At 67.7% G+C, this 15318-nt stretch carries 11 protein-coding genes and 1 CRISPR repeat array; of the genes, 3 read left to right on the top strand and 8 right to left on the bottom strand.

Going from position 1 to position 15318, the window contains the following annotated elements:
• Positions 1 to 14: 14 nt before the first annotated feature.
• Positions 15 to 2684: a CRISPR direct-repeat array (repeat unit 36 nt; unit sequence GCTTCAAAGGAGCCTCGGCGGGATGCCGAGGAGCAC).
• 237 nt (positions 2685 to 2921) lie between these two features.
• Positions 2922 to 3218: a CRISPR-associated endonuclease Cas2 gene (gene cas2, locus G7A99_RS11130; RefSeq protein ID WP_163140230.1), complete on the bottom strand. Its 297-nt coding sequence runs from the start codon at positions 3216 to 3218 to the stop codon at positions 2922 to 2924.
• A gap of 11 nt (positions 3219 to 3229) precedes the next feature.
• A complete protein-coding gene (gene cas1, locus G7A99_RS11125) occupies positions 3230 to 4942 on the bottom strand; it encodes a CRISPR-associated endonuclease Cas1 (RefSeq protein ID WP_163140228.1) in 1713 nt (570 codons plus the stop codon).
• Positions 4943 to 5014: 72 nt separating this feature from the next.
• Here cas1 and G7A99_RS11120 point away from each other — a divergent pair, with 72 nt between their 5' ends.
• Positions 5015 to 5308: a ribbon-helix-helix protein, CopG family gene (locus tag G7A99_RS11120; RefSeq protein WP_163140226.1), complete on the top strand. Its 294-nt coding sequence runs from the start codon at positions 5015 to 5017 to the stop codon at positions 5306 to 5308.
• Positions 5308 to 5649: a type II toxin-antitoxin system PemK/MazF family toxin gene (locus tag G7A99_RS11115; RefSeq protein WP_205599813.1), complete on the top strand. Its 342-nt coding sequence runs from the start codon at positions 5308 to 5310 to the stop codon at positions 5647 to 5649. The genes G7A99_RS11120 and G7A99_RS11115 overlap by 1 nt, the downstream gene beginning before the upstream one ends.
• Positions 5650 to 5662: 13 nt before the next feature.
• On the opposite strand, the gene csb2 is transcribed toward G7A99_RS11115, so the two are convergent.
• The 6 genes from csb2 to G7A99_RS11085 all read right to left on the bottom strand — a co-directional run bounded on the left by csb2 (position 5663) and on the right by G7A99_RS11085 (position 14340).
• Positions 5663 to 7201, bottom strand: coding sequence for a type I-U CRISPR-associated protein Csb2 (gene csb2, locus G7A99_RS11110; protein WP_163140224.1), 1539 nt, complete (start codon positions 7199 to 7201; stop codon positions 5663 to 5665).
• Positions 7202 to 7203: 2 nt separating this feature from the next.
• Entirely contained in the window at positions 7204 to 8160 is a 957-nt protein-coding gene (gene cas7u, locus G7A99_RS11105) for a type I-U CRISPR-associated RAMP protein Csb1/Cas7u (protein ID WP_163140222.1), read from the bottom strand.
• A gap of 13 nt (positions 8161 to 8173) precedes the next feature.
• Positions 8174 to 10327, bottom strand: a complete 2154-nt coding sequence (gene csx17 / locus G7A99_RS11100; RefSeq protein ID WP_163140220.1) for a type I-U CRISPR-associated protein Csx17 — start codon at positions 10325 to 10327, stop codon at positions 8174 to 8176.
• Entirely contained in the window at positions 10324 to 12801 is a 2478-nt protein-coding gene (cas3, locus tag G7A99_RS11095) for a CRISPR-associated helicase Cas3' (RefSeq protein WP_163140218.1), read from the bottom strand. Before cas3 ends, csx17 begins: the two co-directional genes overlap by 4 nt.
• 97 nt (positions 12802 to 12898) lie before the next feature.
• Complete coding sequence (locus G7A99_RS11090) at positions 12899 to 13294, bottom strand: HIRAN domain-containing protein (protein ID WP_163140216.1); 396 nt, start codon at positions 13292 to 13294, stop codon at positions 12899 to 12901.
• Positions 13295 to 13374: 80 nt separating this feature from the next.
• Positions 13375 to 14340, bottom strand: coding sequence for a YafY family protein (locus tag G7A99_RS11085; RefSeq protein ID WP_163140214.1), 966 nt, complete (start codon positions 14338 to 14340; stop codon positions 13375 to 13377).
• Positions 14341 to 14668: 328 nt separating this feature from the next.
• Between G7A99_RS11085 and G7A99_RS11080 the strand changes: the two genes are divergently transcribed.
• A complete protein-coding gene (locus G7A99_RS11080; RefSeq protein WP_163140212.1) occupies positions 14669 to 14971 on the top strand; it encodes a TonB-dependent receptor domain-containing protein in 303 nt (100 codons plus the stop codon).
• Positions 14972 to 15318: the final 347 nt, after the last annotated feature.

The raw sequence follows: 15318 nt of genomic DNA, 5'->3' as shown, positions 1-15318 counted from the left end.
TTCGCCGTCTTGCCGCTTCAAAGGAGCCTCGGCGGGATGCCGAGGAGCACCACGCGCGCCGTCGGACCAATGCACGTACTGCATGCCGCTTCAAAGGAGCCTCGGCGGGATGCCGAGGAGCACATGCCATACGGCGGATCGGTGACATAACTGCCAACGTGCTTCAAAGGAGCCTCGGCGGGATGCCGAGGAGCACGTCCTTGAACACGCTCAGGATGCGGTCGCCGAAGTCGTCGCTTCAAAGGAGCCTCGGCGGGATGCCGAGGAGCACTCTCGGTGTCGGCGTGCAGGGTCACGACATTCGTGCCAGGCTTCAAAGGAGCCTCGGCGGGATGCCGAGGAGCACTACGAGATTCGGTGATGGAGAGCCCCACACCAAACGGCTTCAAAGGAGCCTCGGCGGGATGCCGAGGAGCACCTCCCGGAGTGCGATGGCCCGGTACTTTTGCGCCTGGCTTCAAAGGAGCCTCGGCGGGATGCCGAGGAGCACCAGTCGTCGCGCCGGCCGCAGTCGTCCACGCGGGGCTGCTTCAAAGGAGCCTCGGCGGGATGCCGAGGAGCACCGGTCTCTGCGCTCGCAGACGCAAAGCGGGGTTCGGCGGCTTCAAAGGAGCCTCGGCGGGATGCCGAGGAGCACCGGACTGAACGGACAGATCACTCAGGCGAGGGCCCTGCTTCAAAGGAGCCTCGGCGGGATGCCGAGGAGCACAAATGCAAGCTGGTAGCCGGACTGGCGTATATCAAACGGGCTTCAAAGGAGCCTCGGCGGGATGCCGAGGAGCACCCGGGAGTACGAGTTGAGGACGTCGCCGACCTGCCGCATGCTTCAAAGGAGCCTCGGCGGGATGCCGAGGAGCACGCGGCCGAGGCATACCGGGTCGCGGGCAATGAAGCTGGCTTCAAAGGAGCCTCGGCGGGATGCCGAGGAGCACTTCAGCGTCGAGCGGATCGGCGAGTCCATGCAGGTGCTTCAAAGGAGCCTCGGCGGGATGCCGAGGAGCACGGGGCCGAGTGGAAGGGCATCCTGTTCCGCCAGACCTAGCTTCAAAGGAGCCTCGGCGGGATGCCGAGGAGCACGTGCGTGTGAACGTGGCGAAGTTCCCACGCATCGTCGCGCTTCAAAGGAGCCTCGGCGGGATGCCGAGGAGCACTCTGCCCTGAAGACCGTCCGCGAGGACCTGGACGAAGCTTCAAAGGAGCCTCGGCGGGATGCCGAGGAGCACCACTGAGTTGGTTAGTTCAGCTACCGTGTTGCGCTTGCTTCAAAGGAGCCTCGGCGGGATGCCGAGGAGCACTGGCTGATGTCCAGGTAGGCCGCTCCACTGCCCCGGCGCTTCAAAGGAGCCTCGGCGGGATGCCGAGGAGCACCTGGGCTCACGGGCGCCATAGCAGGCTTCATCTATCGCTTCAAAGGAGCCTCGGCGGGATGCCGAGGAGCACCTGAACCTCAGCGGGCCATTGTTCGCTGGTACTGTGTGCTTCAAAGGAGCCTCGGCGGGATGCCGAGGAGCACACAAGGATGGAGTTGCTCTGACCAGCTCCGGTGGCGTGCTTCAAAGGAGCCTCGGCGGGATGCCGAGGAGCACGCTGCCGTACTTCTTCGACGAAGTGTTCCGTCTTGGTGGCTTCAAAGGAGCCTCGGCGGGATGCCGAGGAGCACACTTGCTCATTCCGCCGTCCCCTCCAGTAACGCAGCGAGCTTCAAAGGAGCCTCGGCGGGATGCCGAGGAGCACAAAGAGTGCCTGCCGCTGTGGATCTGGTAGTTCGTGGCTTCAAAGGAGCCTCGGCGGGATGCCGAGGAGCACCAGAACTAGGTGGTGCCAAGCCGAGTCGTCTACGGGCTTCAAAGGAGCCTCGGCGGGATGCCGAGGAGCACCCATTCATCTCATCGCGTGCGCTCACTGCCCCACCTCCGCTTCAAAGGAGCCTCGGCGGGATGCCGAGGAGCACCCAGCCGACGCTGCACGAACACGTACTCGTCGGCAGGCTTCAAAGGAGCCTCGGCGGGATGCCGAGGAGCACTTCGCGGTGGGCTGGTTCGCCGAGAGTGATGGAAGCGCTTCAAAGGAGCCTCGGCGGGATGCCGAGGAGCACGACGGCGCCGGCCGCAGCCTCCCGGAGGATATCGAGGCTTCAAAGGAGCCTCGGCGGGATGCCGAGGAGCACCGGTCCGGCGTCACGAGGAAGTCAACGCCCTCGCCCTCGCTTCAAAGGAGCCTCGGCGGGATGCCGAGGAGCACTTGAATGCGACACTGGAGCCGTCCGTTGCGGCCGGGTCGCTTCAAAGGAGCCTCGGCGGGATGCCGAGGAGCACTGGTGCGGCGCCTGATCGAGGCGGCCATGAGCAACCAGCTTCAAAGGAGCCTCGGCGGGATGCCGAGGAGCACCGCACTGCCCGCACTGGCAGCGGAACTCGGACGGGGCGCTTCAAAGGAGCCTCGGCGGGATGCCGAGGAGCACCGGATCTCGTTACTCTGCACTGTCTCCTGCTGGTGCCCGCTTCAAAGGAGCCTCGGCGGGATGCCGAGGAGCACGCCGTACATTTACTGCTCCTCCATGGCGAGGACGCCGTTGCTTCAAAGGAGCCTCGGCGGGATGCCGAGGAGCACCTGTCCGGTGGGGAGCGGGTGGACGCCGAGGTGGAGGCGCTTCAAAGGAGCCTCGGCGGGATGCCGAGGAGCACAGGCCCTGATCCAGGGCCTGTTGTGTCGCGCCTGAGGCGCTTGTCTGCGAGCGTCCGGTGCGCAAGGGGGAGTGGAGCGGTGCGCGAAGCATACCTGATTCCTGTTCGGGAGTGTAATTCCCTGATTGTTAAAGAGCATTCGTGTTGCGAGCGACCCCGGGGCGTGACACGCCATCGCGGTGCTCGCCAGCGGGCGGCGAGCACGGTGCCGCATTGTTGCCGGGGCGTCGGTGTCCATCACACGATAATAGCCTGACGCTGTACGGGCTCGAAACGTGTCTTGCCGAGGCTCACGACGCGCGGCTCGACGGTGTCCGCCGGGCCGATGTCCATGATCAGCACGTGGTCTTCCGTCGTGTGGATCACTTCCTCGAGCGTGCCCACGAGTTCGGCGTGGCGGCGCTCATCGAGCCGGCACTGGAACACGGAGAGCTGGAGCCATTCGCCGTAGCCGTGCATGAGCCGGAAGACCCGGCGCCAGCGCTTCTGGTCGGCGATGTCGTAGGCGACGATGTACAGTCGTGGCCGGTTCATGGCGCACCTCCCTAGCGGGTCACGAAGCCGGGGAATTCGGGCACTTCGCCCATGACGTGGCGCGCGGCGAGCCGGGCCTGGATTTCCAGGATGCGCCGGTAGCTCGCGCGGTAGCCGAAGTCGGGGTGGGTGATTTCCTGGTCCAGGCGCTGCTCGATGGTGGCGAGAAAGCGCTTTCGTCCGTCCCGTGTCAGATTCACTGCCGACGCCGCGGTGATGAAGTCCGTGGGCCGCACCTGCCCCTTGTTGATGGCGGTGAGTACGGCGGATTCGGCGATCAGCGGCCGGAAGGGTTCCATCATGTCGAGCGCCAGTGCGGGCCGGCCGTAGCGGGGCTGGTGGTAGAAGCCGCGGTACGTGTCGAAGCCCACGGCGGACAGAGTGACGGTCCAGGCGCGTACGAGCACGGAGTAGGCGTACGAGAGCAGGGCGTTGACCGGGTCCGCTGGCGGTCGCCGGTTGCGGCGCGAGAAGTCGAACGTCATCTCGGCATCGCCGCCCGGCGGTCGGATCATGCGGGAAAACGCACCGAAGTAGCGCGCCGCGGCGGTGCCCTCGATGCCCAGCAGCTCGTCCAGCTGTTCGGCGCGCAGGGCGCGGCGGGCGTCGCGGTTCAGTGCCTCCAGTAGCTCGTCGGAGGACTCGTCGGGTGTCTTGATGTTGCGCCTGAGCAGGGTCCGGGAATTGACGACCTTGTTGGCGACCAGGCGGCGGGCGATGTGCAGGCACGCGGCGTCGTCGAAGCTGCGGCGATACTGGGCGGTGCGCAGCTCGACGTTCTTGTGGCCGGTGCCCTGGCTGTGTCCGAGGAACCATCCGCCATAGGAATGCCAGGTGACGGGGATTTCCCGGCGCATCAGCTCGTGCAGTGTCGGCGTGGTGACATAGACGTTGCCCATGAGCACGAGCTGGGAGACGTCGCGCAGGCGGGCCTTGGTGCTGGATTCGTCCTCGACGGTGATTTCCAGGACTTCGCCCTTCTTGCGGACCGCCGCACGGTGGGCCTGAACGTAGAGCGGCATCGCCTCGTCGTTCATCACGGACAACGGGCGCACGCTCTCGCTCAGGCGGCGGAGGTTGTTCACCTCGTCCGGGAGGCAGATGGTCACCAGCGAGCACCGCGGGCACTTGGGGCTGTCCTCCAGCGGTGGCGGGATCCGTCCGCCGGCGGCGAGGGCGCGCAGGCCGCTGACGGCGTCAACGGTGCGCTCGCGCAGCTCGTCGTCGAAGGGGATGCGCACCCGCTCGCGGGAGCCGCGGAAATAGAGGGTTCCGGCCTCGACGCGGTAGCCGTGCTCCTCCAGCAGCATGCCCTGGACGCAGAGCTGGACCTGTTCCGGCAGATAGGCGCCTTTTTCCACGTGAGGCCGCTTGCCGCGCTTGTAATCCACGGGCATGGCCTCGTCGCCCTCGGTCTCGACGATATCCAGTTTGGCGATGAGCCCCAGGCGGTTGGAGGAGAGCGTTACCGAGCGGGAGTGGAGCCGCTCGTCGCTGTCCGCATCGGCGTCGGGCAGCGGCTCTTCCCGGCTGTCGACCCGGCGGTGGATCCGCCGCCCGCTGACCGTGTCGCCGGAGTCTGCCCACTCGCCCTGCACCCATTCGAGGTATGCCAGCCGCGGGCAGTACTCGTACTCGTTGATCATCCGTGCCGGTAGCAACGGCTGATCGTCATTGAGCTCCGGAAACGGGAGCGGAAGATCACGCTGCTGTCGGTCCGTCATGGCGTTGCCGTATCCGGTTCTGTGTTACATTTCGTGGTGCGATTTGCAGGTTGATCACGAGAGGTTGGTGCCATGGGCACTCTGAATGTGCGCCTGCCTGACGAGCTGACCCGGACCCTGGAGCGGGAGGCGAAGCTGAGCCACCGGCCGAGGTCGGAGCTTGCCCGGGAGGCGATACGGGAATATCTGGAGCGCCTGGAGCGGGAGCGCTATCTGGCCGCGTTCGTTGCGGAGGCGCAGGCGGTCTATGGCGACGAGACCCTGCGGGCTGACGCACAGGCGCTCGCCCGCGAAATGAGTGCCGCAGAGATTGGAGCCTCCCCGCCTTCACCCGAGGAGGATGAGGGGGAGGGCTGGTGGCGGTGATGCGCTGCGGCGAGGTCCGGGGCGCCAACCTCAACCCGAACCGTGGTCGTGAGATCGGCAAGATGCGGCCGGTGCTGATCATGCAGCATGATGCGTTGCTGGCGCTGGAAACGGGCATGGTCATCGTCCTCCCTCTCACCACGCAGGCCCGTGCATCGATGACGCACTTTCGCCCGCACCTGCCGGCACGGGAGCGGCTGCTCCGGGATTCCTTCGTCGTCGTCGAGCAGCCCCGTACCCTGGACACCGCCTATCTCGGGGACGGTCCCCTGACCACGTTGAACGCCGAGGAGATGGCCGCGGTCGAGCGCGGCCTCTCCACCGCGCTGGGAATCATGTAGGTCGATCCGCGCGCTATTCGTCCCCTGGCTCCCCGCTTACCGGCCGGAACAGGCCGAGCCCGAAATGACAGGCGAAGCCGAGCGCGATCGGCCCCGCCACCGGTTCGGGGAAGGTCAGCGTGAGGAACTGTCCGCGTGTATCGGGCTGGCGGAGCCGTTTCGGCGTGCTCCGGAAGCGCCGGAAGTGCACGGGCCGCCGCGGTGTGCCGCCGACCTTTACCCGCTCCACCGGCTCGATGCGCTCGGGCTCGGGCAGACCGCGCTGCCGGCACTCCCGGGCGATCTGCTCGGCGACGCCGAAGCGCTTTTTCGCGAACCAGGGGTGCAGGTACGGGGTGACGGAGGTCCATACCCGGCCGTGGCCGAAGGGCACGGCGTCCGGGAAGGCCTCGCGGTCGCCGTAGCCTTCCACGAGTACCGGCCACCGGCCGTCGCGATCCCACAGCCGGCGGATGCGGTCGAGTGCCTGTATGGCCTGCGCAGGCAGGCCGTCCGGGGCGTGGACGAGGATGTGGTCGATGTGTCCGTCGTCGTCGGCGTCCTCCGGGAGGTAGAAGGCGTGGCCGTGATTGGCATCCCCGGGGAGGTTGTGTCCCGACAATGCCGGTGGAATGGTGCCGTCACCGACGTGTTCGGCCTTCTTGATAGTGGCCATTCGGGCGATCTCGGCGATGCGCACGGCATCCTCGAGCCGCGGGAGCGGGCGGCCGGACAGGGCCAGACGGACCGTGGTCGCGGGGTGCGGCCGCGACGGTGGCCGTGTCGTCGCCGTGGGCGTGAAGGCGTCCGACGGGCGCTGGTAGGTGACGAAGCGGGCACCGGGCGGACTGCTCCAGCCCGCGGCCTGGAGGTCCGCGGTTTCGACACGCAGCGTGTCGACGAACCGCTCGGGAAGGGTCGCGAGGATGGCGCGCTCGCGTTTCCTGGGCTTTTTGCCATCCAGCCCATGCGCGGAGATCGTGTGTTCGCGCCAGGGTGGATACTCGCCCGGAGGGACCGGTGCGATGACGCGTACCGGGTCCAGGGCGAGTCCGGTATCCGGGTCGACGCCGAGCTCCGAGGCCTGGCAGTTGGGCTCGCCGGTCCATTCTTCCAGGCGGCGTGCCTCCACCCAGCTCTCCGCGCGCCCGAGGAAACCGAGGTCGCGCAGGAGGTCGTCGAGCAGCTCGCGCTGTTCCGCCGGGAGTGTCAGTGCCGGCCAGCAGGCGACAAGCTCGTGCTCCGGGTGGATGCGCGCGAAGGCGTCGAAGACCAGCGACGTGGCCTCGCGGCCGCCGCTGAGCCGTCCCTGGGGCATGTAGTGCCGGCTGTGGGCCTGGATCGCCGGGGGTAGCGCGTAGGAGGGAAGCGTCTCCGAGAGCGCCTCCAGCAGTCCGTCGAGCACCGGCTCCGGGTGGCGGTCCGCCCAGCCCTTGCGGTGGTAGGTCGCCACCAGGGCACGGAGGATGCGCCACGGCGACGGCGGCCACTCGACCTCGGCCTCGTTGACGTGGCGGCCCCACGGGGTGGCGTGATACCGCCCCGCCGGGAAGCGAAAGGCGATGGCCAGCATGATTACTTCCTGTACGTGATTTCGGTGATACGCGGCTCGTTGAACAGTCCCGCGCCGGCGGCGGACTGGATGAGCCCGGGCAGGGTGTTTTCGAGCTCCGTGAGCTGGGGTACCTCGAAGCCGTCCGGGCGTGTGGCGCGCAGCTCGCGGCACTCCAGGTCGCAGGCCGTGCGCAGCCGCAGGCCGGTATCCAGGAACCGGCGGATCTTGAACAGCGCCAGCGCGATCAGCAGGTGCTCGGCGGCCTCGCCGAGCCCGAAGGCGCGGATCTGGGAGAGGTCCAGGTTGAAGTAGGCGGTGATGCGCGGGGCGACGTACTCGTCACGGGCATAGGGGACGTTGCCGAACCCCTTGGAGGTGTCACCGCCCGGGTCGACGGTATCCACTTTCACGCCGCCGCTGGCGGCGACCTGGACGTCTTCGGCCTCGATGAATGCCGACAGGGCGCGGGGTAGGCGCAGCCGCCCACCCGCGAGCTCCTTCTTCGCGAGGAAAACACCGTGGAGCGCGGCGTTGGTGTCCACGCGCACCAGCGTTTCGGCGAGCTTGCGGATATCGACCCGCCCCTGCTCCATGTGGGCGAGCTCGTCCTTGAGCATGTCCAGCACCGTTTTGTCCTGGCCTTCCAGGATGTACGGGGAGTTGAGCCGGTGCGCCTCCAGCACGGAGCTCGTCAGGACCTCGTCGTCGGCGTTGCGGACGCGAACGTAGGGCAGCCCCTTCAGTGGCTCGACCCAGTCCTGCTCGGCTTCGTCCCAGCACACGGCTTCCAGCCGGTTGGCCATGCTCTGGGCGGATTCCACCAGCAGCATGCGGGCGTTGCCCTCGGGCGCGGGGTATTCGGCGGCACCGAGGTCCGGGAAGCCGGTGGGCTGGAAACGCGAGCCCTGGATCGGCTCCAGATCGGCCTCCAGCAGCAGACGCGGGGCGTGGGCGAGTGCATCGAGATTCAGGGACATGATTCTGGCTCCTTCAGTCGGTCTCTGATGTCTTCTGGGTCTGTTCGGTGGCGGTTTCCGCGTGCCACAACGATTTCAGCGCCGAATCGGCAATCGGAATCATCAATGCGGCCAGCAGCCGGCGGCCGTCGCGGTGGCCCGGGTTGATCGCGTGCGCTCCGGTGCGAATCCCCGCCGCTCGCAAACGCCGGAGTCCGCTTGCGAGCGCCTCGGCGACGTCGCCGCTGTGCAGGCGCCGCGGGATTTCGCGCGGTAGAGGAAGGTGCGTCTCCGCAGGGATCTTTTCCGTGCGTAGCAGCTGTTCATCGGTGCAGAAAAGGGGCTTGAGCAACCGGTATGCGGCGGGGAGCGGGAGGCTCCTCGTCGTGCTGTGGCCGTACCCCTTCGGGATGTCGACCAATGCCAGCCCGGGCAGCAGACGGGCCAGCCGGCGATCGTCGAGGTTGCCGTTCAGCCAGTCGGCGACGTCGTCGAGCGGTGCGGTGCGCGGTGAGTACAGTGGTTTGTCTGGAAAACCGCCTCGTGTGGTCTCGAGCAGCCCCCGTGCCAGGACGCCGGCCAGGTTATCCTCGATCCGGGCGCCCGCGTGCCAGATGACGGCGTGATCCGCCTGGTCGTCCCATTCGGGCGTGTGTCCGCCTCGCTCGGGGGCGAGGTAGTGCCGCAGGCGCAGTCGCCATGCACCCTTGGCGTCCCGAGCGTGCAGGCCGGCCAGTGCGGCCGCTATGGACATCTCCGGGCTGCCGTCATCCGCGCGGAGGAACCACTGCGCGGAGAGCCGTGGTACCGGCGGGCAGTTGTCCCGTGCCTTGGGGCTGCGGGCGAGATAGAGCTGAATCTCGCCCAGGACGACGAGCAGCCGGCGGACGACGGGCCCCTCGTCATCCCGCGATGTCGCGAGCTCGAAGAGCGCATCCTCCAGTCGGCGGGCGAGGGAGAGCACCCGGTTGGCCCCTTCCCGGCGGGCATGGGACCGGAAGCGGCCGAGCCAGCGATGCGTGTCCAGCTCGTCGATCAGGTCGGCACTGGGGTTGCGGCGGACACCGACACGGTTCAGTGGCGTGGCGAAGTAGGCCTTTCCGGAGCGCATGAGAAAGGCATAGCGCTGGAATGACGTGAGCCCGCGGTCCACGCCCAGACGGGATACGGCGCGCGCGAAGTCGAGGCCGTCCCGGGCCGGGCGGCGGCCGAGGGTTGCGCGGCCCTCGGCGAGCAGGGCGGAGAGTTCCGGCAGGCCGACCGGATCGGGCCAGAGTGGGGCCCAGAACTCCGCGCGTGCATTGCCCTCGTCCCCGGTCGCCGTGCTCCCGGAGCCGGCGCCGGTGGCGCGAACCGTGAACGGATAGCTGACCCCGCTGCGCTCGGTGCCTTCCAGCCGTTTGGTTGCGGCGGCGGCGAAGAGGAGAGCCCCTTCCAGCATGAAAATAAAGTCCCACGGGTTGACCAGCGGTTTGTCCGCCTCGAAACCACTGACCTGGTTCGGGCCGCCGGCGTCGCCCGGTGCGAACTGTCCGACCTTCGACGTGGGAAGCCCCGGTGTGGCCGAGGCGAACAGTGCTTCTTCCAGCCATCCGGCGGCGCCGGGCGATGGTTCGCCGGTCGCCGTGTCGATCACGGCGACCACGCGCTGCATGAAGTTGTTGGTGAAATCCAGGCGCCCGTCGTTGCCGCCGGTGCCCAGCAGCGGGGGATATTTCGGGGATTCCTCGGTGAGTACCACTGCGGCATCGAGCCACGCCAGAGCGGAGTCGGGCAGCTCGGCCCGCAGCTCGCCCAGCAGGGCCGCCTTGGTGTCACCGCCGGGCCGTTCGGTCAGGCTCTCGCGATCGAGGATCGTGCGGATGAGCTCGATAGCATCGTGCAGCTCGACGAGCCGGGGTGCGGTTGCCCGGGTCAGAGGGGCGATGCCGTCCTGGTTGTCCTTGGGGTAGAAGCCGCTGCCGCCATTCCATGGTGCCAGTACCGGCGTTGGGCGGTAGTGTTCAAGAAAGAATCGTTGCAGGGCCGCAGCATCCAGGCTGCTGTCCAGGACGAATTGCTCGTTGAGCCAGTAGCCGCGGGCGTCGCGGTCCGCCTGCTCGGCGACGAGCCGGAGCACGCCGAGGGCCTTGAGATAGTTGGCCAGCGGGATCGGGGTGCAACCGGCCAGGGTGAGGTGCTCGGTCATGTTGTCTCTCCCTGCGATTCCCGGCGGCTTGCCCGCCAGTCGGCGATGCGTACCAGCGATTCCTGCCAGGCGAGGCGGAACGGTCCGAACGTGTCGAGCAGGCGGTGGGTGCGCTCGCTCCAGGATGGGCCCTGTGGGCCCTTGCCCAGGCGCATGAGGTCGAGCTCCAGGGTTACGGGTTCGAGGTATTCGCCATCGAACGCCAGTGACGGCAGCGTGTCGCCGGCCCAGACGCCGCGCGCGTAGAGCGTGCCGTCTCCGGGGGGCTCCCGTTCCTCCGGGAGCGCTCGCAGCCCCATCCGGACGCGGCCATGGTGTGCCGCGATGAGGTAGGCGACGAGGTCCCGTTCCGCTGCTTCCCGCTTGTCGCCGGCGTGGGCCAGCCACGCCAGTGCCGAGGCCAGCTCGTGGCGGAATCCGGGGCGTCTATGGGTCTCTCCATCCTCGTCGATGGTGTGATATCGGGGAAGATCGGAGTGACCGGATTTCGCCCAGGGGCCACCGGGGTCGTCCTCCGGGGCGGCGCCGATGCCGCGCTGGAAGGCCTCGTGGGCCTTGCCGACGTCATGCCAGCGGGCCGCGGTCACGAGTGCGTTGCGTTCGTGCTCGGGCAGCCGGAGTGCTGCGGCGAGCTCTCCCATCGCGGCGGCGGTGTCGGCCAAGTGGATCGGCAGGGTCACCGGCCGGCCTATATAGGTGAGCGGGTCGCTGCCGTAGCCTTCCACGGATTCGGTCGGATCCGGTGTCGCCACCGGAGGGACAGCGGCGTCGGTACCGGTCCGGAACCCGCGGTCGACGTCGTATCCGCCGTCCGCCGCGCAGAGCATGACGACCTGACCCGGGCGCAGCATTCCCGAGCGCAGAGGCTCCCAGGCGCCGCCTCGGACGTCGCCGGCCAGGGGATTGAGGTACCAGGCGAGCGGCTGGTCGCGGCCGGTTGCCTTGCGCCGTTTCCCGGGCAGGCGCTTGTCGAGATGTTCGCGCAGCTGGGGGAGCGACACCGGGCAGAGCTCGTCCCGGGACGGGCCATCCTGTGTGGCCGCCGTGGTCCGGTCGGCGTCCCGCCAGAAGACATGCACAGGTGGTGTCCCCGTATTCCGGATATACGGGGAAACGTCGACGTCGAAACCGGAGAGGTCCGGGTCCGTGTTGAACAGGTCCAGCAGGTCGCGGCGGCGCAGAACCTGACTCACCCCGGGCCGTCCCGTGACCGGTGGCAGATCCGCGGGCGCGGCAGAGTCACTGGCGTTCAACTGCTCGCGGGCGTGAGCCAGGTCCGTCGCTTCGTACGGGAGCACCAGGTCGCCGTTCTCCTCGTCCAGGTCGACCCAGTGAACGCGGGCATCGTCGAAGCGGCCGGCACGATTGCAGCGGCCGAAGCGCTGCACGAGTGAGGCCCACGGGGCCAGCTCCGTGAACAGGACACGGCTGTCCAGATCCACACCGGCCTCGACCGCCTGTGTGGCGACGACGATGCGGCCCCCGCTGGCAGGGGGCTCCCGCAAACGGGCCTCGATCCGGGCACGTTCTGCGGGCCGGAAACGGGCATGCAGCAGGAGCCGCTCGGCGTCGTGATCCGCCAGGGCGTCATACAGTGCCTGCGCCCGCTCCACGCGGTTGATGATGACGAGTGTCTGTTCGCCCGGCGCATGAGCGGCCGCGATTTCCTCGGCGAGTGCCCCGATGTAGGCACTTTGCCCCTTTTTGTCCGCTTTGGTCAGGCAGGTCCTGGTCTGCTTCAGGGCCTTGGGCGCGTGAATGCGGGCCGTCACGCCGTCGGTTTCCTGATCCGAGTCTGTCAGCTCGATCCGCTCAAGGCCTTCGCGCCGGAAGCCGCGGAAGTCCACGGTGTCGAGCCAGTCTTCCCGCAGTGTTGCTGAAACCCAAGTGCTCCGTGCCGGCGCGGCGGTGTGCAGCGTGCGGCGGAACGCCTCGAGCTGGGTGCTCGTGGGCAGCGCCGGGCCCATGAGCTGGACCTCGTCGAAGATCCACTGTGCGTCGTTATGGAGCAGGGCGTAGTGAACCGGCCATTGGTAGCGGCTCATGCCGTAGCCGCGCATCAGCGCGCGGGAGAGAAGCATGTCCTGGGTGCCGACAAGTATCGCTTCCTGCTCCGGATTGCTGGCCCAGCTAGCCTGCTTAAGTTCGGGCTCACCACCCATTAGGGTATGCACGGTGACCTTCCCTTCTTCTCCGGGGGCACCGAGCACCCCCAGCCGGGAGAGCCAGGCCCGGGCATTGTCGACGGTCTGTTCCACCAGCACTCGCATGGGGAGGCACCAGACCAGGCGACGGGGTATCCCGGGCTCGGCGGCCGTGCGCTCACCGCCGGCACGAACACCCCGGCGGTAGGCCCAGGCCAGGCTGATGGCCGCCGTTTTGCCCAGGCCGGTGGGGACATTAAGCAGATCGGGCCACGGTCCATCCACGAGGCGGTGCTGGTAGGGATACGGGACGAGCCCCTGATCGTTCATGGCTTGTCGAAAGAGAGCGGTGTAGTCGTTCACTGTGGTCCTCGCCGAATGTGCTGATCTTCCCGGGCCCCACTGGTCGAGTGCGCCTCGTGTGGCTCTATGTGCTTGTGGGGATGCCGACTTCCAGTTGGACCCGCTGCCACGGACTTCGCGATGCCTGTAACTCGATAATCCGGGCCTCCAGCCGCTCGCCGCGGTCCAGCATCTGGCTGATGGCCGTATTGTCGCGCCGGGGAATGTACCCGAGCTTGCGGCCCCGCCATTCCACACGGACGGCCCGCGAGTCGTGGGGGTTATCCGGCTCGCGGATCAGCGCGAGTGGCTGGCCGATTCGCAGGCTCGCCCATACCGTCTCGCCCTCGTGGAACTGGAAACCGGCGAGCGATGAGCGCTGAATGGTTATGCCCTTGGGAGACCGCCCGGACACGAGCCCAGCGGTCCCGGCCAACGGTACTGCCGCCAATGCCTGCAGCAGGTTTCTGCGCGTGATCATGTCGCCCCCTCCCTTTCCGTGCGTACGTCCTTTGTGTTTCTACTACCAAGGGTGGCTCACGCGCTGCGCCACTGTATGAATCAACAGTATTGCGCCACCGCTCGCCGGAGTTCATCCGCGACATGTTGGCGTAGAGCCTCCGGCGCGATGACCGTCGCGTCCGGCCCGTGGCGCAGCACTTCCTGTATCAGTTCGGTGGGGTCGGAGTAGGGCACCTGGAGCTCCCATTGCCCGTCCGGTGTCCAGCGGCCGATCTGGTCCGGGTGCCAGCGTTCGTCGGCGACCCAGCGGGCGGCACGTGCGGAGAAGCGGAGTACCGCCCAGGATTCGGCCGTGCCGGTGAAGATGCCGAAACTGCCGCGCAGATAGCGGTCATGTTCGGTCGTGTCCTCGTCCTGCGCCGGGGCATCCAGAACCGTGGCGTCCTCGATGCGGTCGAGTGAGAACACGCGTAACGCCTCCCGGTCGGTGCACCAGGCCGACAGGTACCAGTTGCCCCGGTAGTGAATGAGCTGCTGGGGGTGGACGTGGCGGTCGCTGCGGTCATCGCGGGCCCGCCCGTGGTAGGTGAACGCGAGCTGCCGGCGCGAGAGGGTGGCGTCGGCCACCGGGGCGAAGGCCTCGCCCGGTGCCGCACGGCTGGTGACCCGGTCGATGCGTACCCGCCGGGCGAATTCCTCCGCACTCGCGCCGCTTGCCCCAAGGAGTCGGCGCAGCCGTCCGCGGAGCGGGCCGATGCGGTCACTGAGCACGCCGGGCTGTACGGCCTCCAGCAACTGCTCCGAGGCGAGTAGCGCGTAGAGCTCGCTGTGGTTCAGCCAGACGCCGGGAAGCTCGAACGGGCCCTCGTGCTCGGCGTAGTAATAGCCGTTGGCGCCGGGGTCGTATTCCAGCGGTGCGCCGAGTTGGTCGCGCATGAGCTGGATATCGCGCTTTATCGTTGCCCTGGATACCTCGAGCTCCTCGCAAAAGCGGCGCATGGGCACCGGGCGCCGGTGCCGGCGGAGGAGGTCGTGGATGCGGTAGATTCGCGTGGTGCTGTTCATGGGCGTCCCAGCCCTTTTCTCGTTCGCTGTCCGTGGAAAGCACGGCCACCTGTTTTCGTGGTCGCAGCCTTACCCCCTCATTCTCCATTACGCGGCTCTTGTCAGTGAAAAGCGCGCTGGAGGGTAGCGCAGATCTGCTGGCTCTCTATTCCGATGCACCAGGGAATCCCGGAGTTCTGCCCGGCACCGGATTTCCCGGCAGTCACGTGTGGCCGCATCGGCGCAATGAATTCAGCGTAGGCCGCTGTGCAGTAAGTCACAAGTCCGTTGTCGACAGTGGTGTCGCGCTTTTTGGGGCGTTCGGTGCACGGGCTATGGTTCGGGGCAGGTGTGTCAGGCGGGAGCGGCGTCATGGTGCGGCCTGGAGCTCGGCGGCGGCGTCCGCTACGTGGGCGAGCAGTACGGCGACTCCGTCAACGATATCGGGATCCCCTCGTACACCCTCCCGGACGCGGCGGTACGCTACGACCTCAGTGCCGTCGATCCGTCCCTGGACGGCTGGCGCATGGCGCTCAACGTCAGCAACCTCACCGACAAGAAATACGTCACCTCCTGCTACGCCGACTACGGCTGGTGCTGGTGGGGCGAGGGCCGCAAGGCGACCCTGACGGTCAGCTACAACTGGAAGTAGGACCCAACCGGCCACGGATGGCCGGCTCCGCCGGGGCAGGCCAATTGGCGGCACCCCGCGGCTGTCCCGTGCGGTACCCGCCCGTGGAGATGTTGGCTGCCGTAAGCGGTTTCACAAGACCCGCTGGCTCCGGGAGAACCCCTCTCCCCCGGCCCCTTTCCCGCAAGGGGAGAGGGGTGCGGCACGGCCGTAGGTCGTCTGCTCCTGGCAGCCGACATCCCCGTGTCGGAGTTTATCCGGGCCGCTATCCGCGGGGAGCCGGAAAGTCTCGAGCGGGGGCCGCTATCCGGCCGCGCTTTTCGAGCAAGCGCGTGCGGTATATGACGACGGGGCGCTGCGGGCTGGCT

It is taken from the genome of Arhodomonas sp. KWT (genome assembly GCF_010993615.1).
The sequence above is the reverse complement of the archived record's forward strand: the minus strand, read 5'-3'. Positions and strand labels throughout refer to the sequence as shown.